This window comes from Enterobacter cloacae complex sp. HYC042_NIDB (assembly GCF_056673315.1).
This window is the reverse complement of record NZ_CP109650.1, coordinates 1,212,932-1,234,125: the sequence shown is the minus strand read 5'-3', so window position 1 is coordinate 1,234,125 and position 21,194 is coordinate 1,212,932. Positions and strand designations below refer to the sequence as shown.

Here is a 21,194-nt window from a genome sequence, read left to right as displayed (position 1 = left end):
CCGTTTTGCGTTTACTCCGGCCATAACCACGCCGCGCCGCGCACGCCACTGGAATCGCCGTGGACGGCTTTGCGGATCGGGGTTTCGCACTCGCCGCCGAAGACCCACTGTTTCACCAGATTTGGTACCGTGGCGTACAGCCGGTCAACGTTGCTCATGCCACCGCCGAGCACAATCACGTCCGGATCGAGAATGTTCACTACGTGCGCCAGCGATTTCGCCAGACGCATTTCGTAGCGGCTGAGTGCCAGTTCGGCCACCGGATCCTGTTCTTCCACCAAACGCATTATCTCGTTCCCCTTGAGCGGCTGGCCGCTCAGGCGGTGGTAGTCGGTTGCAAAACCGGTGCCGGAGATAAAGGTCTCGATACAGCCCTGCTTGCCGCAGTAGCACGGGACTTCAGCGCGGTATTTAAGCTCGTCTTCATCCATCCACGGCAGCGGGTTGTGCCCCCACTCACCCGCCGTGCCGTTGCCGCCGATATGTGAACGTCCGCCAAAGGCCACGCCCGCGCCGCAGCCGGTACCGATAATCACCGCAAACACGGTCTGCGCTCCTGCGGCTGCACCATCAACGGCCTCTGAGACCGCCAGGCAGTTAGCGTCATTCGCCAGGCGCACTTCCCGGTTCAGACGCTGGCTCAAATCCTTATCAAACGGCTGACCGTTGAGCCAGGTAGAGTTGGCGTTTTTCACCACTCCCGTATAAGGCGAAATGGAGCCGGGGATCCCCATCCCGACCGTGCCCCTCTCGCCCGTCGCCTGCTCGGCCATATCAACCAGCCGGGCAATCGTCTCGATCGTCTGGTGATAATCATCGCGCGGCGTCGGCAGACGGTGGCGGAACAGCTGTTCCCCCTGCTCGCTTAATGCGATGACTTCTGTTTTGGTGCCGCCCAAATCAATCCCAATACGCACAAGACTCTCCTCATTATTTTGATTATCAACAGAGTAGAAGCACGCTTCCCGATTAGCAATGCAAGCGATGCGACAATTCGTTATCATGCCCGCTGATTTAACGACAAGGCCGTGGAAATTATCATGCTGTGGTTCAAAAATTTGATGGTTTACCGTCTTAGCCGCGACGTTTCGCTGCGCGCAGAAGAGATGGAAAAACAGTTAGCCGCTTATAGCTTTTCCCCTTGCGGTAGCCAGGATATGGCGAAAACCGGTTGGGTTCCGCCAATGGGTTCACAAAGCGATGCACTGACCCACGCCAGCAGCACGGGTCAAATCATCGTCTGTGCCCGCAAAGAAGAGAAAATTCTGCCCACGCCGGTAGTTAAGCAGGCGCTTGAAGCAAAAATTTTCAAGCTGGAAGCCGAGCAGGGCCGCAAGCTGAAGAAAACCGAAAAAGATTCGCTGAAAGATGAAGTGCTGCACTCTCTGCTGCCGCGCGCCTTCAGCCGCTTCAGCCAGACGATGATGTGGATCGATACCGTTAACGGGCTGATCATGGTGGACTGCGCCAGCGCCAAAAAAGCGGAAGATACGCTGGCCCTGCTGCGTAAAAGCATCGGCTCTTTACCGGTCGTACCGCTGGCGCTGGAAACGCCGATTGAGCTGACCCTGACCGAGTGGGTCCGCAGCGGTACCGCGGCGCAAGGTTTCCAGATTCTGGACGAAGCCGAGCTGAAAGCCCTGCTGGAAGATGGCGGCGTGATCCGCGCGAAAAAGCAGGATCTGGTGAGCGACGAGATCGCCGTACACATTGAAGCGGGCAAAGTGGTCACCAAACTGGCGCTCGACTGGCAGCAGCGCATTCAGTTCGTGATGTGCGACGACGGTTCCGTGAAGCGTCTGAAGTTCTGCGACGAGCTGCGCGATCACAACGAAGATATCGACCGGGAAGATTACGCCCAGCGCTTTGACGCGGACTTTATCCTGATGACCGGCGAACTGGCCGCGTTAATTCAGAATCTGGTGGAAGGTCTCGGCGGCGAAGCGCAGAGATAATTTCCCCTCACCCTGATCCTCTCCCCAAAGGGGAGAGGAAAGAAGATTATTTCAGGTAGCGGCACAGATAAGAGGTCGGTTCAGCGACCTGCAAATGAAATTCGCTGTGGCCAGGGACGTTGAAAACTTGCCCGGCAGCGTAAACTTTCCATTCCGTTTCACCCGGCAGTAAGACGTTCAGCGCGCCGCTGACCACCGTCATCTCTTCCGCTTCCGCCGTGCCAAAGGTGTATTCCCCTTCAGCCATAACGCCCACACTGGCGCGGCCAGTGCTGCTGCTGGTAAAACCGATGGATTTCACTTTACCGGAAAAGTATTCGTTACTTTGAAGCATGAACTGGCCCTTATATTCAGAGATAAAAATTCACTATAGGGGCCATGCTCATCACCTGTCACGCAAAATCATTACGTCAGAAGTTCTGAGGCCAGGCGAGCCATCAGAACGTTGGATAACAGCACCGGCACGTCCAGCGCCTTTTGCAGTAAATCCCGGTGATGCTGGTGAAAACCAAGACAGTCCAGAATCAATACATCCGCCCCTCTCTCCAGCAGCTCCTTCCCGGCAGCAATGAGTTTAGCCTCGCTGTCCCAGAAGGGGTTTGCCAGCGCATACAGGGGCGTTTTTTCGAGCACGTGCCACTTTGCTTCCTGGTTGTCCATAAGCTCCTCGATGGGCACAATGACCCCCACCTGATGCCCGTCAACAATGGAGGCTACCAGCGGAGGAATAATGCGCATCGGCTCAAGCAAAATCGCATTGCGCGCGATGAGTCCCTTAATGGGGGCGGTGCTCATCAGCAAAATAACGTCATATTGCTGATTATCGAGTACTTCTATTACTGCCTGCAGCGAACGCTCAATTTTCTGCCGAGAAACATGCGCCAGTTTACCGTCGCTTAATAACGTCGCCAGGGGATCCTCCCCCGCCTCTACAGCGTAGTCTTCCATGACCTCTTCCCGGCTCATCTTACCCAGCAGGCTGAGATGCGTGATCTGTTGTTCAGATACATGCTCGGTTAAGAGCGGTAACACTTCGCTTACAGGGACCACACCAATGGTGAGGATCGCCAACGTTGCCTTCATCTTCTTCGCCTTCCATCACTACAAAAACGTAAACACAGGTACAGGCTCTCTACGCTGTACAGTTCGTTTTTTCAACAAAACAGCACCAAGCGTAGCAGGCGATCTCTGCCCCGAAATGTAAAGATCGCCTGCCGGTAACGGAGCTACCTGTAATAACTAAATATTAACTCCTGCTTAACATTTGCGATGAGTAAAAAGTGTGATTCAGGCACGGTATTGGAGCGTTTAGGAAAACATTCACGACTTTTCGGGATCTTCGTAGCGCCGCTTGGCATCCAGCGCTTCCTGTTCAGTCTCATGTTCACTGATCAGCGAGTCCGGTTTGGGGTGATCGGCACGCAGCTGGTACCAGGTGACGGTCTGGTCGCCATTGCCTTTTTCAACGGTAACAATACGTGCTTCGCGCGGATAGGGAGGTCTGGTTGGCATAGCTCATCCTTTTTTTATGTCTGAGCTATCAGTATAGACGGCGGTTAGCTGGCACACGCCAGACGCAGGGCGGTAATAATCTGAATTACCACATCTTCCGGGGCCGCAGAGGCATCCACGACATGGTGTGCCGCTTCACGGTAGAGGGCATCACGCTCGGCCAGCACTTCGCTCACCTCTTCGCTGAGCGGTCGTGACGTCAGCGCCGGGCGTTGTCCCTCTTCAGGAAATGCTTCAAGTCGCCCTACCAGAGCCGCCACCGGCGCGCAGAGATAGATCACAATGCCTTTTTCGCGCATAAAGTGACGATTACATTCGGCCAGAACAATACCGCCTCCCGTCGCAATGACGGCTGACGGCGTGGTGACCGCTTTCAGCGCGGCCGTTTCGCGGGCGCGAAAGCTTTCCCATCCCTCTTGCTCCACGATGTCTGCGATGGTTTTGCCGGCCTCGGTCTGCAGCCAGTGGTCGGTATCAACAAACTGACGATGACATGCGCGTGCCAGTTCCACGCCAACGGTGGTTTTCCCACAGCCGCGGGGGCCAACTAAAAAGATGGGTTGGGTCATAGCCAGGTGTTCCCCTTGATGCCGAATGGCTGAAGAGTGTAAAGAAATAATTGCAGAAGATGTGTCGAATACTTTACTGCAAAGCGGTACGGGATGACAACCCTGTGGAGGCCACACTGTACCACATATTGACAATAATTATCATTACGCCGTACGGCGCTTCACTTCCAGCAGCCATTTATCCAGTTCGGCAGCAAACTGCTGGCGATCGCGCTGGGACAGGCTGTCCGGTCCACCGGTCTGCACGCCGCTGGCCCGCATCGTATCCATAAAATCACGCATAGTGAGTTTTTCCCGGATGGTTGAAGGCGAATAACGCTCGCCGCGCGGATTGAGCGCCGCCGCCCCTTTCTCCAGCACTTCCGCCGCCAGCGGAATATCGGCGGTGATGACCAGATCTTTCGCGCTGCACAGACGAACAATTTCATTATCTGCCACGTCGAACCCGGCCGGCACGCGGAGGGAGCGAATGAACCGCGAAGGCGGGACGCGAATATTCTGGTTCGCTACCAGCGTCAGCGGCATCTGAACGCGCTCGGCGGCGCGGAATAAAATCTCTTTAATCACATTCGGACACGCGTCCGCATCAACCCAAATCGCCATGTTGTCTCCCCATAATGACTCTGCCGACTATTGTCGCCTGCATTTCGTTGTTAAGCTATCAATCAGAGAAAACAACGCATAATGACGGAGAATCATGATGGACAAGAAAATCGGGTTTATCGGCTGCGGTAACATGGGCAAAGCCATCCTGGGCGGCCTGATCGCCAGCGGGCAGGTTCTGCCGGGTCAGATTTGGGTTTATACACCGTCACCGGATAACGTCGCCGCGTTGCGCGATCAATACGGGATCAACGCCGCCGAAAGCGCGCAGGAGGTGGCCCAGGTTGCCGATATCGTCTTTGGTGCCGTTAAGCCGAACATCATGATCAAAGTGTTAAGCGACATCACCTCCAGCCTGAATAAAGAGACGCTGGTCGTGTCGATCGCCGCAGGCGTGACGCTCGATCAACTGGCGCGCGCGCTGGGCCACGATCGTAAAATCGTCCGCGCGATGCCGAATACCCCCTCACTGGTCAACGCCGGTATGACCTCCGTCACCCCTAACGCGCTGGTGACTTCAGAAGAGGTGGCGGACGTGCTAAACATTTTCCGCTGCTTCGGCGAGGCGGAAGTGATTGCAGAATCCATGATCCATCCGGTGGTCGGCGTGAGCGGTTCAGCCCCCGCGTACGTTTTCATGTTTTTAGAAGCGATGGCGGACGCCGCCGTGCTTGGCGGTATGCCGCGCGCGCAGGCGTATAAATTCGCCGCGCAGGCAGTGATGGGCTCCGCCAAAATGGTGCTGGAGACCGGTAAACACCCGGGTGAACTGAAGGATATGGTCTGCTCCCCGGCCGGTACCACCATCGAAGCGGTGCGGGTGCTGGAAGAACGCGGGTTCCGTTCTGCGGTTATCGAAGCGATGGCAAAATGCATGGAAAAGTCAGAGAAGCTGAGTAAATCCTGATGTCTGGCCGGGCGTCAGGCGGCCACTTCGGTGCGGCCGCGCCCGGCATTTTTCGCCTTATACAGCGCCACATCTGCCGCCTTCAACCATTCCCGATAGTGTACAAACTGCGGCCCCCATGGGGCCACGCCCACGCTGATGCGCAGAGGCTCCTTCGGCGCACACGGTAACGACAGCGTTTCCAGCCGCGCGTGAACCCGCGACATGACGGCGATGGCGCTTTCAGCGGCCGTCTGGGACATAATCACCGCGAACTCATCCCCGCCAAACCGGCCTATCGCATCGCCTGACCGTACCGACATCTGAAGCTGGCGGGTAATGGCAACGATGGCCTTGTCGCCTGCGTCGTGCCCCCAGGTATCGTTGATGTTTTTAAAGTGGTCGATATCAATCAGCAATATCGTGGCGGTGCAGTGGTTCCGGCGACAGTGCTCAAATTCATTGCGCAGCAGCATTTCCCAATGTCGGCGGTTAAACACCCCGGTCATCCCGTCACGGGTGCTCATCATTTCCAGCCGCCGCTTATGTTCCGCCAGCCTGACGGCCGTTCGATGGCTAAGCCAGGCAAACAGCATGGGATAAAGCATTAGGACAGGAAGCGTTAAGCCCCACTCCAGCGCCCCCGGATTAAAGGGCTGCGCTCTGCCAGCAAGCGGTAACGTAAGCAGCGCAGTAAGCAGGGTGAGCACGATCCCCGCGATAAAAAGGCGGCAGCCGCCAGAGCCCATCATGTTCATCCCCACCATCATCACCAGCGCCGCAGTGGGTAATACATACATCCCCATCACGCCGATCCAGACCCCGGCGATAACGGCATCCATCTTGAGGTTAAAAATTTCCTGCTGATGAGGTGAAGCGGCGCGGCAGGATAACTGCCAGGCAAAGTGCGGCCAGATGAATGCCCACCCCACCAGCAACAACCACCAGCCGCCGGGTAAAAAATGGCTGACCAGAATTTCCGCCACCGGGACAAACATCGCCGCCAGCCCGACAACGCGCGCCAGCCGGGCTCGCCTGGCAAACTGGATGCCGGTACGGTGAGGGTCATCCTGAGAAAGGGTTAAACTCCACTCTTCCCGAATGCGCTTTTTGTAGTAATAAATGTCATCATTCATCATTTTTGGGAATATTCTGAAACATTTTCCCAAATTATAGAGAGGGGGTCTGCGGGGAAAGTATGAAATTTCGGGTGAGCCGCCGGAGCCGCTCACCCGTTAGAACTACACTTTTTTCTTCAGGCAGGCACTCATGAACTTGCTGCGATCGTCGCCCTTGAGAGACTGTTCGGTTGCTTTCGCATTACACTCGCGCATTTTTTGCTGCTGCGGCGTCAGGCTTTTTTCGCCGGGTTTCGCGGCGCCGTTTTTCAGGCAGTCGCTCATGTAGGTTTTACGTGCATCCCCCTTCAGACTCTGGGACGTCGCCTGTTGATTACAGGTGGTCATGCGTTGCTGTTGCGGCGTTAATGTTTTTTCTTCCGCGTTCGCCGAGGAGATCAGGAACAGGCCGGAGAGCAGAGTAACCAGTAATGTTGTTTTCATTGCACCATCCTTTTGTGAACATTCTCTGTAAGTCTGGTTCGTGACAGGAAAAAAACCACCCGGCAGATGTGATTTCCGCCGGGAATTTATCATTTCAGTTCCAGCGCGCAGGAATTGACGGTATCAGCATAACTGGCAGAGGTAATTAACAGGGAATGTAACGCGCTAAAAAGCGCGCTCTGTTTCAATTTATTTTCTTCATGTACAAATACAAAAATAAAACAGAGCGACTCCAGGCATCCTGCATGACAATCCTATGACATGTCAGTAACGGCTTAACTGCGCGGATGCCTCAACAGCTTCTTTACGTATTGCTGCAGCAACTCGGCATCTTGTGGCGGAACCTGCGTATCGGGCCGCGCCTTATCCAGCGCTCCTTCAATACTTTCAATTAACGCCTGCTGATCCGATGTTGCCATCTGCCGCAGCAGCGCGGTGACAACTATTTCCAGCGCTTCGACCTGGGCGACCAGCTCTTTCGACTCCTCTTCCTTTTGTGCAAGCTTAACCAGCAACTCAGCAATGAGATTTTTCATCGTGCTATTTCCTTATGGGATTTCCTCTGAAATTAACACCAGGAATGAAATATGCAAAGCGGAGAAAAGTATTATCTTATGCAAAAGTGACATTGCCGCCAAATTAGCGCAGCGATCTTTTCAGCGAAACGTTTTCCTATAAAAAAACGCCGCATTTTGTTATATAAAAATGCGGCTACCATAAGAATATATAATACATCTTCGAAAAGGTTATTTCGCTGATTTCGCCTCCGCTAATTGCCTGCGGCGACGCAGGGCAATAGCCAGCTGGATAATATTGATTAAAACGACAATCGCCGTCGCGGCAAATACCCAGCGAAAACCCGCCATTGCAGAAACGGACGCACCAATAAGCGGACCGGCGACGTTGCCTAAATACATAAACGACTGGTTATAGCCAAAAATACGCCCCGTGACCTGGTCGCTGGAATATTTGACCAGCAATGTCTGTACGGCGGGCAACATAGCGCCATCCGCAAAGCCGAGTAAAAACCGCAGCACGCCCAGCTGAAGCGGAGAGGTAACAAACGACATGGCGAAAAAGAGCACCACCGCAAATATCAGCGTCGCCATCAGGATGCGCGCCGTGCCGATCCTGTCGCCCAGTTTTCCCAGACGCGGGGCAGAGATCAGCGCGGAGACGCCCGGCACGGCGGCAATCATGCCGCTGAGAAAGGCGATATTGTTGCTGTCCGGCTCCATCGACTTGATAAACAGCGCCAGAATCGGGCCGACCGAACCGTTGCAGAGCTGGATCACCATGGTGGTGACAAACAGGCTAATCACAAGTCCCGGGTATGGCAGCGAGGCGAAGACGGCCTTGCCGCTCAGGCGCTCAGATTTACTGATAACGGGGCGGCCCCCCTCTTTGATAAGAAAGAGCGTAACCAGAAAGCTGATCACCAGCAGGATTGCGGTGATGATGAATACCGCGCGCAGACCGACATGGTCAGCCAAAAAGCCTCCCAGCAGCGGGCCGCCGATAACGCCGCTGATCTGGGCGGTGGAGAGCGTACTCAGCGCCCAGCCGCTGCGCTCGCGCGGCACCTGAGAGGCAACCAGCGCCATGGCGTTGGGAATATACCCGGACGTCAGCCCCATCACCGCCCGCAGGAAAAACAGCTGCCAGACGTTGGTGGCGAAAGCCTGGAGCAGAATAGCAATCGCCATCCCGAGGGAGGCGCGCAGCAGCATCAGCTTGCGCCCTTTCCGATCCGCCAGGCTGCCCCACATCGGTGACACAATGGCGGAGACCAGAAACGTGACGCTGAACGTCAGCCCGGACCACATGGACAGCGCTTCGTGAGAGCTGACCCCCAGCTGTGACACGTACAGCGGCAGGAACGGCAGGATCTGGCTGATGGCAAGCCCGGTGAAGAAGCAGCCGAACCAGACCGAGATGAGATTAACTTTCCAGGATTCCATACAGAAATAGTCTTCATTTTTAGGCGAATTCGCCGTCAGATTAGCAAGTTACGCGCCTTAACGTCGCACCAGAGATGCGGCCTCGCTGACTTTGGTGTTTTATCTTCCCAGTCATCATATTTGTGAAATAAGTCACAATTCATCCATTTTCTGGCGGAAGATTATGCTTCAGCGGCAGAGACCAAAGCCGCGCATTCCCAGATGAAAATGGCTGGCGTGCGCCGCGTTATATTCCGGCCCAAGACCGTTTCCGTAGTAACCGCAGCTTGCCGCCAGCAGAGCCTTCAGCCAGGGCTGCGTTTTTGCCGATTTCCAGCCGTTAAGTACCGTAACGCGCTCTCCGTTCGCCAGCCGAAAAGCGGCGATATCCAGCGCCTCTGCCGTGGCATGCTCGCTGCGCCGCGCATCGGGCCGGTGGTAGATATTGCGGCAGGCAAAGCTGCCGAGGTGCTCAATGCGCGTCAGTTCACTGCCGGTAAAGCGTTTAGTCAGGGGCCGGGCCTGCTGGCTGACAAACAGGGCTGAGCTGAGCGCCAGCGGACAGCTGGCAAGAAAACTGCCGTTCAGGCTCACCGGGCCAAAGTCACGCACGCGCACGACGTTGTTCAGCGGGCATTCCCCGCCGCTGTCAGCGACCGCCAGGGTGCGGATCAGGTTTTTTTGATTAGCCTGCGCTAACAGACTCGCGCAGGCTTCGGGCGTTAAGCGCCGCAGCTTATACTGGGTAATGCGGCCAGGCGGGTCGTCCAGGTTCAGCGGCGTGAAAGGGTTGTAGTAAGACGGCAGCCAGCGATAGCCCGCCGTTGCGATTGCCCCAAGGATGAAAATGGTCAGCAGCGTTTTTCCTTTCACTCTCCCCCCTCACTGTTCCCCAAAACATTATGGCAGAAGGCCGCGAAACCCGCAGGGCATCGTGGTATGTTATTGGCTTTTCGTCAGACTGGAAGAGAGTGAGATGGCAAAGCAGCGCGTAGGTATTGTCTTTGGGGGAAAATCAGCGGAGCACGAGGTGTCATTGCAATCGGCTAAAAATATCGTTGATGCGATCGATAAAAGCCGTTTCGACGTGGTGCTGTTGGGCATTGATAAACAGGGCCAGTGGCATGTTAACGATGCCAGCCAGTATCTGCTGAATGCACACGATCCGGCACACATCGCCCTTAATCCTTCGGAAATTAGCGTCGCCACCGTACCCGGCGTCGTGAAGGGTCAGCTCATCGACGCAGGCAACGCGCAGGCTCTCGCCCAGATCGACGTGGTCTTCCCCATCGTGCACGGCACCCTCGGCGAAGACGGTTCCCTGCAGGGAATGTTACGCATGGCCAACCTGCCGTTCGTGGGCTCGGATGTGCTGGGCTCCGCCGCCTGCATGGACAAAGACGTCACCAAACGCCTGCTGCGCGATGCCGGGCTGAATATCGCGCCGTTCGTGACGCTCACCCGCGCCAACCGCGACAAGCACAGCTTCGCGCAAATTAGCGCTGAACTGGGTCTGCCGCTGTTTGTGAAGCCAGCCAACCAGGGCTCCTCCGTGGGCGTCAGCAAAGTCACCACCGAAACAGAGTTCACGCAAGCCGTCCGTCTGGCGTTTGAGTTCGACCATAAAGTGGTGGTTGAGCAGGGGATCAAAGGCCGCGAAATTGAGTGCGCGGTGCTGGGCAACGATTTCCCACAGGCCAGCACCTGCGGTGAAGTGGTCTTAAACAGCGACTTCTACTCGTACGACACCAAATATATTGATGATAAAGGCGCCCAGGTTGTTGTTCCTGCGGATATCGATCCGGCCATTAACGATAAGATCCGGGCGATCGCCATTGAGGCCTATCAGACGCTCGGCTGCAGCGGCATGGCGCGCGTGGACGTGTTCCTGACGCCGGAGAACGAGGTGGTGATCAATGAAATCAACACGCTGCCGGGTTTCACCAATATCAGCATGTATCCAAAACTGTGGCAGGCCAGCGGGCTTGGCTACTCTGAGCTGATCACCCGCCTGATCGAGCTGGCGCTGGAGCGTCATGCCGCCGACAGCGCCCTGAAAAGTTCCGTTAACGGCTAATCGGTACCCTTAGCCGTCTCCTCCGCTGTCGTCTCTTCCGGACGGCGGCGGATTATCAGCCCTGCCAGCCAGAAACTGATTACCCAGGTCACCAGGCCCACGGCATAGGTTTGCCAGCCTTTTGCTTCAAATCCCAACAGCCCCACGACGCCGTTAAGAATAAAGATCAGCCCGATAGCAAAGGCGTAGTAGTGCCAGTCACGGCGAAGTTTGGACGAGAGCTTCATAACAACTCCGGCAGGAAAAAAAGACATCCTCTCACAGTTTCACCGCCAGGTCTGTGGCAGATGCGGAAATTCTGAAATGCGGTGCAGTTTCATTTAAGTTAACAAATTGTGACATGCTGCAGAAATCAACAATCCAGGAGAAATCCTGAGCGAAAATTACCACGATTCTGATATTGACAAATGCGATGACCTGTCAAACTCACCCCGTAAGACGCGTATTAAAACAGAGTGATATTTCGGGAGGTCAACATGGCTGACTTTACATTGTCGAAACCGATTTTTGGCGGCAAACCAAAAACCTCCACGGCGGGTAATATCGCGTATGCCCTGTTTGTCCTGTTCTGCTTCTGGGCTGGCTCCCAGCTGCTTAATATGCTGGTGCACGCGCCGGGCGTTTATGAACACCTGATGCAGGTGCAGGATAACGGACGCCCGCGGGTTGAAATCGGGTTTGGCGTGAGCACGCTGTTTGGCCTCGTTCCCTTCCTCGCGGGGTGTATGATTTTAGGCGTTGTCGCGCTCGTCCTGCGCTTTCGTCGTCGCCATTAAAGCCCCATACAGCGAGCCCGGCGATCGTCCACGCGTTTTGCGAACCATGCGGTGGTCAGGTTACGCGTGATCTTCGGGCTTTCCAGCTGAATCCCCGGCAGAATTGCCCTCGGCAACGTTTTCCCACTCTTCTTATCGGCAAGCGCAAACACTTTCTTGTAGAGATCCGTTTTCTCAAATGCCAGGCTGTCGCCTTTCTCAAGCTGACGGCGAATGTCGCTGTTGCTCATATCAAGCGTTGTCGATAATTTCCGGATCGCCCGCTCGGTGCTTCCCGCCTCGCTGCTGCCGTAGGCGATAAGATCGCCGTCCAGCGCCAGCTTGACGCCGCTTGCGCGGCTAACCGCGCTCTGAAACGCCGCGTTACGGCTGGCATACCAGCCCGCGTTAAAGTCTGCGAAGCGGTACAAGGGCTCGCTGTAGTTCGCCGGATAGTTCAGCAGATGATACGTGCCGAACCATAGCCCGCCGCGCAGGGAGAAGACCTCCTGACGCACCGTACCGTCAATTTCCCACGGGTAGCCGTCGGTATGCTTCTCGGCAAACGCAATGCTCACCTGCATCGGGCCGCCGGTGTGAACCGGGTTCAGTGAGCCAAACAGTTTCTGCCCCATCGGCACCATGTTAATGAAATCATCAAAGATGGCGCTGAGCTGTTTTTCGGTTTTCACCGTGTCCAGCCGCTCGCTGTAGCTTTTGCCGCTTGGCGAAGTGATTTTCAGCGCGGTATGCACGAGGAATACCGGGATATGCATCGATTCCGCGCGGCGGTCGATCTCTTTCCAGGCAATTTTGTTGAGACCCGGCACCACCGGGTCTGACTGGTACATCGACTCCTGCTGCGCCACCGCCAGCACCGAGCAGATATTCTCCTCGGTTGGGGCAATCTTCTGGCTTTCAAAGGTTTTTGCCAGCGCATCCGCCCACGCATTGCGATCCTTCACGCTGGCGGGCATTTTTTGCCGCACAACGCTTGCGACATCCACGGGCTTCTCGCCCTTTTTAAGCGGAGCAGCCCCTTTTTCGGCACAGCCCGCCAGAACGAGGGCAGCCAGCAAGGACAGCGGTAACGCACGCGGTACGGCAAAAGACATAGCAACTCCCTGTATTAGCTAAATGTGTTGGTGACTTCCTGCAGGTCCCGATCGTCCAGCTCATGTTCAAAGCTGCGCAGACGTTTGTAGATGGACATCAGCTCCACCAGCGTGGTCCAGGAGTTGATCAGATATTGGAACGAGTTTCTGACCTGATCGAACACGTTGGTAATCTGGGTCAGTAAGCCCAGCGTGATTGTTCCCGCAACAATAGACGGGAACAACAGGAATAGTCCAAAAACAGTATCGACCTGCAGATAGAAAATACGGGCAATATTGAAATACATGTAGTGGAAATAGAGCCGGAAATAGTTGAAACGGACGTTGCGGAACAGCTCTTTTATCGTCGGGGGCGCAGCGCGCGTTGGGTCGTCCTCTCCGTAGACCAGCTCCTTACGATAGGCCGCTTCCACACGCTGATTCTTAAACTCTAAGCCCGGCAGCTTAATCCCGACGACGGCAAGCAGGCCTGTGCCCATAAGCGACCAAATCAGCGCCGGGATGAGCAGGCCGTACGGTAAATGTCCGACAATCGGCAATGCTGAAATATGGGGAGAAAGCGCGACCAGAATCGGTAAGAACGCAAACAGTTTCAGGATGGCATTAAGCAGGCTGACGCCCATATCCTCAAGCGTTGACGCAAAACGCATGGTGTCTTCCTGAACACGCTGAGCAGCACCTTCAATATGGCGCAGACGCTCCCAGTGAGTCATGTAGAATTCGTTCATCGCCGTACGCCAGCGGAAGACGTAATGGCTGACGAAGAAATTATTCAGCACCGCCACGGTGACAGCGATCATCGCAATGCCCATAAAAATTTTTAACTGATTATAAAGCTCGCCAATTGGCACCCTGTTAGGGGCGCTAAGCGCTTTCTGGATGAGATCGTAGAACGGGGCATACCACGCGTTAATGGCTACGCTCACTTCGACCAGAAACCAGGTGACAAAAATAATCAGCGACGTTCCGAGAATGGACCACGTCTGCCAGCGATGAGGGGAATAATTAAACCAGAACAGCGCAAACAGCCCGACGCACAGCGCGTAATAGGCATAAAACAGCAGATAGCTGAACGACCAGAAGCGCGCCGCGCTAATCGGCACCTCGCCTGTCGCCCCCACGATGCGTGTCAGCCATGCACCGCCGCCCGCCAGCCAGAACACGACTGCGATCAGTGCCCAAATAAATGCCGACAGGAAAAAAGGCCCCGGCTTTGGGAAAAAAGACTTAAACATGATACTTCCTTCTTGTTGTTATGGTTGTTGCTGTGCTCAACACATTACCACACGAATACCTTGCCCGAGCCGGACCCCGGCTCGGGCAAAAAGGTCAGACCCGTGGGTTGATTATTAGTTCGCTTTCCAGTTTTCGAGAATTGTTTCGGTGCGTTTCACCGCGACAGGGTTCGCTGGCGCAATGAAGTTTCGCCAGACGTCGTTGTGGTGGTGAATCAGGATCTGTGCTTCGGCAGCCGGGCGGTTGGCGGTGGTGTGGGCATCTTCCGCCACGGTAATGTGGTAACCCCGGCTGACGCCATTCTTGACCGTGGCGTCAACGCAGTAATCGGTGGCGCAGCCGCAGATGACAAACTCGCGAATGCCCTGCTCGCGTAACAGCGCCTCAAGCCCGGTGTTATAGAAGGCATCGCAGGCGGTTTTGGTCACGTACAGCGCGCCAGCAGGTTGATGGAGTTCAGGCAGCAACGCAAACCCGTCACTTCCCTCTTCCAGCCCCCCGGCCTCGGCATGCTGAATAAAAATCACCGTGTCGGCAGCCTGCGTAAGCTGGTTGATCAGAGAGACACACGTCTCGCGCTGATGACGCGGAGTTTCAAACACCCCGTTCTGCATATCAACCACCATTACCACACGCTTTTCAGACATACCGTTCTCCGCAAGATTGAGTAACACTGGTGCCTATCATAAGCCCGATGTCACAAAATGGGAGAGCGCTCGCAGGGAAATTCTTCATATTTACCCATGGTTACGTTTTTCTCGCTATGGTTATGCTATTCGGGGCATTGCACGGTGCCGATTAGTAGTATAAATACCCATTACTTTCCTCATTCACTTCATGGATGCTTTTCGTTGAAACGTTGTCTGCTCTCTTTTGCCGCGCTGTGTGCGGTGAGCTTCTCCACCGCCCAGGCAGCCCAGCCGCTGACGGCGCCCGTTTTGGCTTCCGATATTGCCGATCGCTACGCGAACCTTATCTATTACGGCAGCGGCGCGACAGGGATGGCAATGGTGGTCATCGACGGCAACCAGCGCGTTTTCCGCAGCTTTGGTGAAACGCGTCCAGGTAATAACGTTCGTCCGCAGCTGGATTCCGTTGTGCGCGTCGCGTCCTTAACCAAGCTGATGACCAGCGAAATGCTGGTGAAGCTGCTCGACCAGGGCGTGGTAAAGCTCGACGATCCGCTCAGCAAATACGCCCCGCCGGGTGCCCGCGTGCCGACGTATCAGGGCACGCCAATTCGCCTGGTGAACCTCGCGACGCACACCAGCGCTCTGCCGCGCGAGCAGCCGGGCGGCGCGGCGCACCGCGACGTTTTTGTCTGGCCAACGCGCCAACAGCGCTGGAACTACCTGAGCACCGCCACGCTGAAATCCGCCCCGGGCTCGCAGGCCTCTTACTCGAACCTGGCGTTCGATCTGCTGGCGGATGCGCTTTCAACGGCGGCGGGCAAACCTTACCCGCAGCTTTTTGAAGAGCAGATCACGCGTCCGCTGGGCATGAAAGACACCACCTTTACCCCTTCCCCGGACCAGTGCAAACGTCTGATGGTGGCAGAGAAAGGCGCAAGCCCCTGTAACAACACGCTGGCGGCCGTGGGCAGCGGCGGGGTCTATTCCACCCCTGGCGACATGATGCGCTGGATGCAGCAGTTCCTTTCTTCGGATTTTTACTCCCGCAGCAGCCAGGCCGATCGTATGCAGACCCTTATCTATCAGCGTACTCAGCTGCATCGCGTCATCGGGATGGACGTGCCGGGTAAAGCCGATGCGCTCGGCCTGGGCTGGGTCTATATGGCACCGAAAAATGGTCGTCCGGGCATCATTCAGAAAACCGGCGGCGGCGGCGGATTCATTACCTACATGGCAATGATTCCGCAGTCCAACGTGGGCGCGTTTGTGGTGGTCACCCGTTCTCCGAACACGCGCTTCGTTAATATGAGTGACGGCATCAATAACCTGGTGGCCGAACTGAGCGCCAATAAAGCCCAGGTGCTTACTGCGTCTAACTGATCTTAATATTCCGTGGGCAAGCGGTTGATGCTGACCAGCTTGCCCCGGCTCATATTGATGTAGTTCCCCTGACGCAGCGCAGCCAGGACTTCTGCAACGACCGAACGTGAAATACGTGTGCTACGCTGAATATGATTCATAACGCCAATTTTTGAGCGCAGCGAGTCATCCCACTCGGCCATATTGATCAACATCGCCCGGATCTGACTATAAGAGTTATTTCCCACCAGCTGCAGGTCACGCTTGCCCAGAATATGGTTAATCCATGACACCCAGCAGAAAGCATCCTGCCAGAGATGATTTTGCTGAATAAGTTGACGCGTGGCAGAGACCGGTAAATAAAACCCAGAACAGGTTGTGTGTGTCATCATGGAATATTCCAGATAACTATCATTTATCCATGCATTCAAACCATAGATAAAAGGTGCCTGCGCAATGCCCATCAGAAGTTCATCAGATTTACGATGGATAGCGGTAAGACCAGACTGTATTATAAAAGTAAATGGCTCATCATCATTATTGCCGGTTGTTATTAATTGCTGTGGTTCGATCTTAAAGGGGGTACCGGCGACTTCCAGACATTTTGCGAGCCGGCTTAATTCAGAAAGTGGTTTCGCATTAACGTTCATGCATACCTCAAAGCATCTGTATCTGTCGGTTCTTTATTATTTTTAAACCATATAAAAAAGCGGGGGAAAATATCCCCCGCGCTTTCTATTTACCAGGTATATTTCACACCCAGGTTTGCTCCCCAGTTCTGGTCAACGTCGCCGCCGCCCAGATAAGTCGCATCGGTGTAAGCACTGAAGTTTTTGGTGAAGCTGAACTGGGTGCCCAGCCCAACGCGAACCGCAGAGCCTTCGACGCCGTTATCAATGCTGTCAGAGTTGATATCAGCATTATTGTCAGCATCGTCATAGACGTAAGCCAGCTTGAAGTACGGGGTCAGCGCCTGTTCGCCGCCGTAGTTGAAGGTATAACCCGCATCCAGGCCAAGTTCATAACGCATGCTGTCGTAAGACTGACCATCGATACGCATGTCGTTGCTCAGCTGGTAGTCGTCGCCTGACTGGAACAGGCCGGAAATCGCCGCATAAGGGGTGATATAGCCTGAGAGGTTTGGTTTCCAGTCATAGCCCAGCTTCATCCCGAAGCCGACAGCGTCAGAGGTGGTATCACCGTCAACATACTGACCGTTGCTCATGGTTGCAGAGAGGTCATTGTTAAAGCGAGTGTAGTTCAGTGAGCTGTCGAGGAAGACGTTGTTCGCAAACGTCGCAGACGCGTAGATCATCGCAGTTTGACTGTCCTGATCGACCTGACCCGTACGATCGCTGATATCGCCTTTCGCAAAACCAGCTGCACCACCGACGATCCACTTCGCATTATTACCGTCAATCTGCGTGTCCAGACCGACCATAATGCCGCTTACGTCCTGATCGTAGCTGACGGTGCCGTTATCCGCGTCAAAATTGCCGCCGAAATAGCTCACCCACGCTCCGCCGTTGTCTGCCAGGCCATGACGGCTGTTGGTCAGACGCGTACCCACGGTATCCTGCTGGAGATTCCAGATATTGGTGTTGGCAGAAGGAATGCTCAGCGCCATGTTGGCGTAGTCAGTCAGCTCTTTCTGCTGGAGAACAACGGTGTCACCCTCCTGCTGCGCCTGATAGGTGTAAGCACCTAAATCAGCTTTGTTTGCAGCAGTAAAGCTGGCTGCGGTATCTGCGTTATTGTCGTAGACGCGAACGATCTCTTTGTTTTTGTAGTCGGCAACTGAACCAGCGCCGGTTGCATCGTCGATGCGCACCTTGTAGTTACCGGCAACGTCACCGTTCACCGCCAGATGGCCGTCGGAGTTCAGCGCGACAACACCGTAGTCATACTCCGCGTTGTAGCGATCGTTGGTGATATAGCGTGCGTTGTTCAGATCACTGTTCAGCACATAATCGCGGCTGGCAACGTTGAGCACGCCGCCATCGGTCAGTACCATATTGTGCGTATCAACCTGACCCAGACCCAGCGCCAGCTCGGCACCGTTGTCTACGGTAATGGTGTTGGCATACAGCTCTGCTGTCTCTTCAGTCAGTGCCGCACGGCTATAGCTGTCCAGATACAGGCTGTCGGTTGCCACGGCTCCGCTGTCGCCAATATTCATGGTTGAAGCATTGGTCAGGGTGATTGAATCCGCCAGCAGGCCGGAGTTTTCAACATTGACCTGAGACTGGTTGTTCACCGTCAGCGCATCAATGTTGGAGACCTTGCGGGTATCCCACTCGGAACCGTTATCCAGCGCCACATTGAACAGGCCGCTTTGGTACACCTCTTCACCGGCAACGTGACCGTTGCTGTCGAAGGTAGAATCAGGCCAGATGCTGTTCGGGGACAGAGCGTGCCAGTCAACGTTGCTGTAGCCCTGGCCATACATCTGCGCAGTGCCGATAGCTTCAACGCTGGACTGCGCTGCACCGACCCACTTGCTGCCGTTAGTCAGCGTAACATCCAGTGTATCGGTACCGTCCCAGCCGTTGGTGGTTGGGTTATAGACACCATCTTCAGTGGTATCCGTTGCCGGATCGCCATTCTCGTAGAAGTTGTTATCAAAGGTGCTGGAGAAAAGAATGTCACCCGTTACGGTAGAGTGATCGAAGGTAGCGGTGGTCTGCATGGCGTTGTCAGACGCGCCGGCCGCAACGATCAGCGCCGCATCATCCGCAGCCGAGGCGTTGGTTTCACCGTAGTCGCTCGGCTTCGCCGTTTGACCGTAGAACCCGTTGGTGCCCAGATCGCTGTACGCACCAGAGGTCAGCACGGAGTCTTTCACCACCAGCGTATCGGTAAAGACATTGCTGCTGTTAGCAACGCCTTCAACGCCGTCGTATGGTGTGTTATCCAGCTCCTGATAACCCTGCGTCAGCGTGATACCCGCGACGTGGGAGTTGTTCTGAATAACGATATCAGATTCAACGTCCAGGGTAATTGCGTTACCCAGACCATAGGTGTCCAGATAATGCGTTTCAGTATTCTCGCCATTGACGACATCATACGCGTAATGCTCGTAGGCATCGTTGATGGTGGAGTTATCAACGGTCAGGCTAAAACGATCGTACTGGGTATGACTGGTGCCGTCAGTATCCACGCCATCTGCACACGTCGTGGTCATACACTCTGACGTGATCATGCCGTTAATGGTGCTGTTAGAAATACTCAACGCGTTCGCACGGCCATTGACCCCATCATCCAGATAGTAAGTCGAAATAACACCGTTTACGGTTGATTTATTGATGACCGGATAAATGTCACCATCATGGGTGGCATCTGAGTAATCCCAATCTGCGTAGCCATAATACCACGGCGTAGATGCGGTATTATCATATCCAAAAGTATTATATGTCGTACCGGAAATATCTTTCGCATTAGCCTGAGAAGCGATAGCCAGCGTACAAGCTAATGCAAGTTGAGATACAACCAGTTTCTTTTTCCATGTTTGCATTGGGTCATCCCTCCTCAGGGACGTAAGCATGTTTGTCCGTAAATCAATTAGCAATGTTTAATTGCGGAGTGAATTATGCAGTTTCATTCAGAAAAGGTTCAATGAATGATTCGTTTAAGTCCGTATCCAGACAATCAGCAGATGTAAAACGAGAGAAAAAGAGCGCTAAATATAAATACTATAAAGAAAAAGTCAAAATAAACTAAACAAGCAAAGGTGATATAAGCTTTATAAACAGATCATTTTTATTTATACATTCCCTTCGTAATAGAATTAACATCAATAATTCGAACCGACATTCCGCAGGATTAGTTAATTATATATAATTCACTGGCAATCATAGACAGGCCGCATTAATCGGTATCAAAATGCCCACTTTAGTAAAACACCTCACTTCACTTTGAGGTACACTAACCTTCTTTGTTCCACAAACATCAGGCATACCATGACCGATTTAATTGCACGTCCCCGCCGCCTGCGTAAGTCACCCGCACTGCGCGCCATGTTTGAAGAGACAACACTGAGCTTAAACGATCTGGTGTTGCCGATTTTTGTTGAAGAAGAGATTGATGACTACAAAGCCATCGAAGCCATGCCGGGCGTGATGCGCATTCCTGAAAAATACCTGGCGCGTGAGATCGAACGCATTGCCAACGCGGGGATCCGCTCGGTGATGACCTTCGGCATCTCCCACCATACCGACGCCACCGGCAGCGATGCATGGAAAGAAGATGGCCTTGTGGCCCGCATGTCCCGCATCTGCAAAGATACCGTGCCAGAAATGGTGGTCATGTCCGACACCTGCTTCTGCGAATACACCTCCCACGGGCACTGCGGCGTGCTGTGCGATCACGGCGTGGACAACGATGCCACCCTGCTGAACCTCGGCAAGCAGGCGGTCGTGGCTGCCGCTGCGGGTGCGGACTTCATCGCGCCGTCTGCGGCGATGGACGGACAGGTTCAGGCTATCCGTCAGGCACTGGATGCGGCAGGCTTTACCGACACCGCCATCATGTCCTACTCCACCAAGTTTGCCTCCTCCTTCTACGGTCCGTTCCGTGAAGCGGCGGGTACGGCGCTGAAGGGCGATCGTAAGACCTACCAGATGAACCCGCTTAACCGCCGGGAAGCGATTCGTGAATCCCTGCTTGATGAAGCCCAGGGCGCAGACTGCCTGATGGTGAAACCTGCTGGCGCCTATCTCGATATTCTGCGCGACATTCGCGAGCGCACCGAACTGCCGCTGGGGGCATACCAGGTGAGCGGTGAATACGCGATGATCAAATTCGCCGCGCTGGCCGGTGCCATCGACGAAGAGAAAGTGATCCTCGAAAGCCTGGGCGCGATCAAACGCGCGGGCGCGGATCTGATCTTCAGCTACTTCGCGCTGGATCTGGCCGAGAAAAAAATCCTCCGCTAATCTTCACCAAACTGCAATACAACCGACATCTGCTCCTTCTACTGTCTTCGCAAGACGGC

Annotated in this window: 23 protein-coding genes; 6 read left to right on the top strand and 17 right to left on the bottom strand. The window is 54.7% G+C overall.

Annotated features, from left to right (window positions below):
• Nucleotides 1-11: 11 nt before the first annotated feature.
• The gene (gene mak / locus OKF39_RS05840; protein ID WP_045259882.1) at nt 12-917 is read right to left on the bottom strand and encodes a fructokinase; all 906 of its coding nucleotides are present in this window, start codon (nt 915-917) and stop codon (nt 12-14) included.
• Between the two features lie 123 nt (nt 918-1,040).
• On the opposite strand from mak, the gene rdgC reads away from it, so the two are divergent.
• Nucleotides 1,041-1,955, top strand: coding sequence for a recombination-associated protein RdgC (gene rdgC / locus OKF39_RS05835; RefSeq protein ID WP_479983569.1), 915 nt, complete (start codon nt 1,041-1,043; stop codon nt 1,953-1,955).
• A 46-nt stretch (nt 1,956-2,001) separates the two neighbouring features.
• Here the strand turns inward: rdgC and ppnP are convergent, their stop codons facing one another.
• The 5 genes from ppnP to OKF39_RS05810 form a co-directional block, all read right to left on the bottom strand.
• Nucleotides 2,002-2,289 (bottom strand): pyrimidine/purine nucleoside phosphorylase, encoded by a 288-nt coding sequence (gene ppnP / locus OKF39_RS05830; RefSeq protein ID WP_008503270.1) that lies wholly within the window; start codon nt 2,287-2,289, stop codon nt 2,002-2,004.
• Nucleotides 2,290-2,360: 71 nt separating this feature from the next.
• Nucleotides 2,361-3,038, bottom strand: a complete 678-nt coding sequence (locus OKF39_RS05825) for an AroM family protein (RefSeq protein ID WP_028012129.1) — start codon at nt 3,036-3,038, stop codon at nt 2,361-2,363.
• Nucleotides 3,039-3,275: 237 nt separating this feature from the next.
• Nucleotides 3,276-3,467, bottom strand: a complete 192-nt coding sequence (gene yaiA, locus OKF39_RS05820) for a protein YaiA (RefSeq protein WP_003859135.1) — start codon at nt 3,465-3,467, stop codon at nt 3,276-3,278.
• Between the two features lie 44 nt (nt 3,468-3,511).
• Nucleotides 3,512-4,036, bottom strand: a complete 525-nt coding sequence (gene aroL, locus OKF39_RS05815) for a shikimate kinase AroL (RefSeq protein WP_028012127.1) — start codon at nt 4,034-4,036, stop codon at nt 3,512-3,514.
• A gap of 144 nt (nt 4,037-4,180) precedes the next feature.
• Complete coding sequence (locus OKF39_RS05810; protein WP_236307326.1) at nt 4,181-4,639, bottom strand: YaiI/YqxD family protein; 459 nt, start codon at nt 4,637-4,639, stop codon at nt 4,181-4,183.
• 97 nt (nt 4,640-4,736) lie between these two features.
• Between OKF39_RS05810 and proC the strand changes: the two genes are divergently transcribed.
• Nucleotides 4,737-5,546, top strand: coding sequence for a pyrroline-5-carboxylate reductase (gene proC / locus OKF39_RS05805; RefSeq protein WP_041911103.1), 810 nt, complete (start codon nt 4,737-4,739; stop codon nt 5,544-5,546).
• Between the two features lie 14 nt (nt 5,547-5,560).
• On the opposite strand, the gene adrA is transcribed toward proC, so the two are convergent.
• From adrA to OKF39_RS05780, 5 genes are all read right to left on the bottom strand, one after another.
• A complete protein-coding gene (gene adrA / locus OKF39_RS05800; RefSeq protein ID WP_479983568.1) occupies nt 5,561-6,664 on the bottom strand; it encodes a diguanylate cyclase AdrA in 1,104 nt (367 codons plus the stop codon).
• A gap of 102 nt (nt 6,665-6,766) precedes the next feature.
• Nucleotides 6,767-7,087 (bottom strand): phosphate starvation-inducible protein PsiF, encoded by a 321-nt coding sequence (gene psiF, locus OKF39_RS05795; RefSeq protein ID WP_041911105.1) that lies wholly within the window; start codon nt 7,085-7,087, stop codon nt 6,767-6,769.
• 275 nt (nt 7,088-7,362) lie between these two features.
• A complete protein-coding gene (iraP, locus tag OKF39_RS05790; protein WP_049001853.1) occupies nt 7,363-7,623 on the bottom strand; it encodes an anti-adapter protein IraP in 261 nt (86 codons plus the stop codon).
• Nucleotides 7,624-7,833: 210 nt separating this feature from the next.
• The gene (locus OKF39_RS05785) at nt 7,834-9,048 is read right to left on the bottom strand and encodes a multidrug efflux MFS transporter (RefSeq protein WP_028012122.1); all 1,215 of its coding nucleotides are present in this window, start codon (nt 9,046-9,048) and stop codon (nt 7,834-7,836) included.
• A 168-nt stretch (nt 9,049-9,216) separates the two neighbouring features.
• On the bottom strand, nt 9,217-9,900 hold the full coding sequence (locus OKF39_RS05780; RefSeq protein WP_479983567.1) for an extensin-like domain-containing protein: 684 nt from the start codon (nt 9,898-9,900) through the stop codon (nt 9,217-9,219).
• A gap of 103 nt (nt 9,901-10,003) precedes the next feature.
• Here OKF39_RS05780 and ddlA point away from each other — a divergent pair, with 103 nt between their 5' ends.
• Nucleotides 10,004-11,104, top strand: coding sequence for a D-alanine--D-alanine ligase (ddlA, locus tag OKF39_RS05775; protein WP_049001847.1), 1,101 nt, complete (start codon nt 10,004-10,006; stop codon nt 11,102-11,104).
• Here ddlA and OKF39_RS05770 read toward each other — a convergent pair.
• Nucleotides 11,101-11,331: a DUF2754 domain-containing protein gene (locus OKF39_RS05770; protein ID WP_479983566.1), complete on the bottom strand. Its 231-nt coding sequence runs from the start codon at nt 11,329-11,331 to the stop codon at nt 11,101-11,103. The genes ddlA and OKF39_RS05770 overlap by 4 nt on opposite strands.
• A gap of 249 nt (nt 11,332-11,580) precedes the next feature.
• Here OKF39_RS05770 and OKF39_RS05765 point away from each other — a divergent pair, with 249 nt between their 5' ends.
• On the top strand, nt 11,581-11,880 hold the full coding sequence (locus OKF39_RS05765) for a DUF2755 family protein (RefSeq protein ID WP_014882725.1): 300 nt from the start codon (nt 11,581-11,583) through the stop codon (nt 11,878-11,880).
• Here the strand turns inward: OKF39_RS05765 and OKF39_RS05760 are convergent.
• The 3 genes from OKF39_RS05760 to OKF39_RS05750 all read right to left on the bottom strand — a co-directional run bounded on the left by OKF39_RS05760 (nt 11,877) and on the right by OKF39_RS05750 (nt 14,857).
• Complete coding sequence (locus OKF39_RS05760; RefSeq protein ID WP_479983565.1) at nt 11,877-12,974, bottom strand: DUF1615 domain-containing protein; 1,098 nt, start codon at nt 12,972-12,974, stop codon at nt 11,877-11,879. The two genes, OKF39_RS05765 and OKF39_RS05760, sit on opposite strands and share 4 nt — an antisense overlap.
• A gap of 14 nt (nt 12,975-12,988) precedes the next feature.
• Nucleotides 12,989-14,209 (bottom strand): peptide antibiotic transporter SbmA, encoded by a 1,221-nt coding sequence (sbmA, locus tag OKF39_RS05755; RefSeq protein WP_028012117.1) that lies wholly within the window; start codon nt 14,207-14,209, stop codon nt 12,989-12,991.
• Between the two features lie 114 nt (nt 14,210-14,323).
• The gene (locus OKF39_RS05750; RefSeq protein WP_041911110.1) at nt 14,324-14,857 is read right to left on the bottom strand and encodes an isochorismatase family protein; all 534 of its coding nucleotides are present in this window, start codon (nt 14,855-14,857) and stop codon (nt 14,324-14,326) included.
• Between the two features lie 204 nt (nt 14,858-15,061).
• Between OKF39_RS05750 and ampH the strand changes: the two genes are divergently transcribed.
• On the top strand, nt 15,062-16,222 hold the full coding sequence (gene ampH, locus OKF39_RS05745; protein WP_041911111.1) for a D-alanyl-D-alanine-carboxypeptidase/endopeptidase AmpH: 1,161 nt from the start codon (nt 15,062-15,064) through the stop codon (nt 16,220-16,222).
• Between the two features lie 2 nt (nt 16,223-16,224).
• Here ampH and OKF39_RS05740 read toward each other — a convergent pair whose 3' ends face one another.
• Together OKF39_RS05740 and OKF39_RS05735 are read right to left on the bottom strand one after the other, a co-directional pair.
• Entirely contained in the window at nt 16,225-16,851 is a 627-nt protein-coding gene (locus tag OKF39_RS05740; RefSeq protein ID WP_048959626.1) for a helix-turn-helix domain-containing protein, read from the bottom strand.
• An 89-nt stretch (nt 16,852-16,940) separates the two neighbouring features.
• A complete protein-coding gene (locus OKF39_RS05735; RefSeq protein WP_248214878.1) occupies nt 16,941-19,715 on the bottom strand; it encodes an autotransporter outer membrane beta-barrel domain-containing protein in 2,775 nt (924 codons plus the stop codon).
• Between the two features lie 445 nt (nt 19,716-20,160).
• On the opposite strand from OKF39_RS05735, the gene hemB reads away from it, so the two are divergent.
• Nucleotides 20,161-21,135, top strand: coding sequence for a porphobilinogen synthase (gene hemB / locus OKF39_RS05730; protein ID WP_045259875.1), 975 nt, complete (start codon nt 20,161-20,163; stop codon nt 21,133-21,135).
• Nucleotides 21,136-21,194 lie beyond the last annotated feature (59 nt).

What these genes read in the sequence shown, in the direction of transcription:
- rdgC (WP_479983569.1), top strand. Translation starts at nt 1,041, where the DNA reads ATGCTGTGGTTCAAAAATTTGATGGTTTACCGTCTTAGCCGCGACGTT.
- ppnP (WP_008503270.1), bottom strand. Translation starts at nt 2,289, where the DNA reads ATGCTTCAAAGTAACGAATACTTTTCCGGTAAAGTGAAATCCATCGGT.
- OKF39_RS05825 (WP_028012129.1), bottom strand. Translation starts at nt 3,038, where the DNA reads ATGAAGGCAACGTTGGCGATCCTCACCATTGGTGTGGTCCCTGTAAGC.
- yaiA (WP_003859135.1), bottom strand. Translation starts at nt 3,467, where the DNA reads ATGCCAACCAGACCTCCCTATCCGCGCGAAGCACGTATTGTTACCGTT.
- aroL (WP_028012127.1), bottom strand. Translation starts at nt 4,036, where the DNA reads ATGACCCAACCCATCTTTTTAGTTGGCCCCCGCGGCTGTGGGAAAACC.
- OKF39_RS05810 (WP_236307326.1), bottom strand. Translation starts at nt 4,639, where the DNA reads ATGGCGATTTGGGTTGATGCGGACGCGTGTCCGAATGTGATTAAAGAG.
- proC (WP_041911103.1), top strand. Translation starts at nt 4,737, where the DNA reads ATGGACAAGAAAATCGGGTTTATCGGCTGCGGTAACATGGGCAAAGCC.
- adrA (WP_479983568.1), bottom strand. Translation starts at nt 6,664, where the DNA reads ATGATGAATGATGACATTTATTACTACAAAAAGCGCATTCGGGAAGAG.
- psiF (WP_041911105.1), bottom strand. Translation starts at nt 7,087, where the DNA reads ATGAAAACAACATTACTGGTTACTCTGCTCTCCGGCCTGTTCCTGATC.
- iraP (WP_049001853.1), bottom strand. Translation starts at nt 7,623, where the DNA reads ATGAAAAATCTCATTGCTGAGTTGCTGGTTAAGCTTGCACAAAAGGAA.
- OKF39_RS05785 (WP_028012122.1), bottom strand. Translation starts at nt 9,048, where the DNA reads ATGGAATCCTGGAAAGTTAATCTCATCTCGGTCTGGTTCGGCTGCTTC.
- ddlA (WP_049001847.1), top strand. Translation starts at nt 10,004, where the DNA reads ATGGCAAAGCAGCGCGTAGGTATTGTCTTTGGGGGAAAATCAGCGGAG.
- OKF39_RS05770 (WP_479983566.1), bottom strand. Translation starts at nt 11,331, where the DNA reads ATGAAGCTCTCGTCCAAACTTCGCCGTGACTGGCACTACTACGCCTTT.
- OKF39_RS05765 (WP_014882725.1), top strand. Translation starts at nt 11,581, where the DNA reads ATGGCTGACTTTACATTGTCGAAACCGATTTTTGGCGGCAAACCAAAA.
- OKF39_RS05760 (WP_479983565.1), bottom strand. Translation starts at nt 12,974, where the DNA reads ATGTCTTTTGCCGTACCGCGTGCGTTACCGCTGTCCTTGCTGGCTGCC.
- sbmA (WP_028012117.1), bottom strand. Translation starts at nt 14,209, where the DNA reads ATGTTTAAGTCTTTTTTCCCAAAGCCGGGGCCTTTTTTCCTGTCGGCA.
- OKF39_RS05750 (WP_041911110.1), bottom strand. Translation starts at nt 14,857, where the DNA reads ATGTCTGAAAAGCGTGTGGTAATGGTGGTTGATATGCAGAACGGGGTG.
- OKF39_RS05740 (WP_048959626.1), bottom strand. Translation starts at nt 16,851, where the DNA reads ATGAACGTTAATGCGAAACCACTTTCTGAATTAAGCCGGCTCGCAAAA.
- OKF39_RS05735 (WP_248214878.1), bottom strand. Translation starts at nt 19,715, where the DNA reads ATGCAAACATGGAAAAAGAAACTGGTTGTATCTCAACTTGCATTAGCT.
- hemB (WP_045259875.1), top strand. Translation starts at nt 20,161, where the DNA reads ATGACCGATTTAATTGCACGTCCCCGCCGCCTGCGTAAGTCACCCGCA.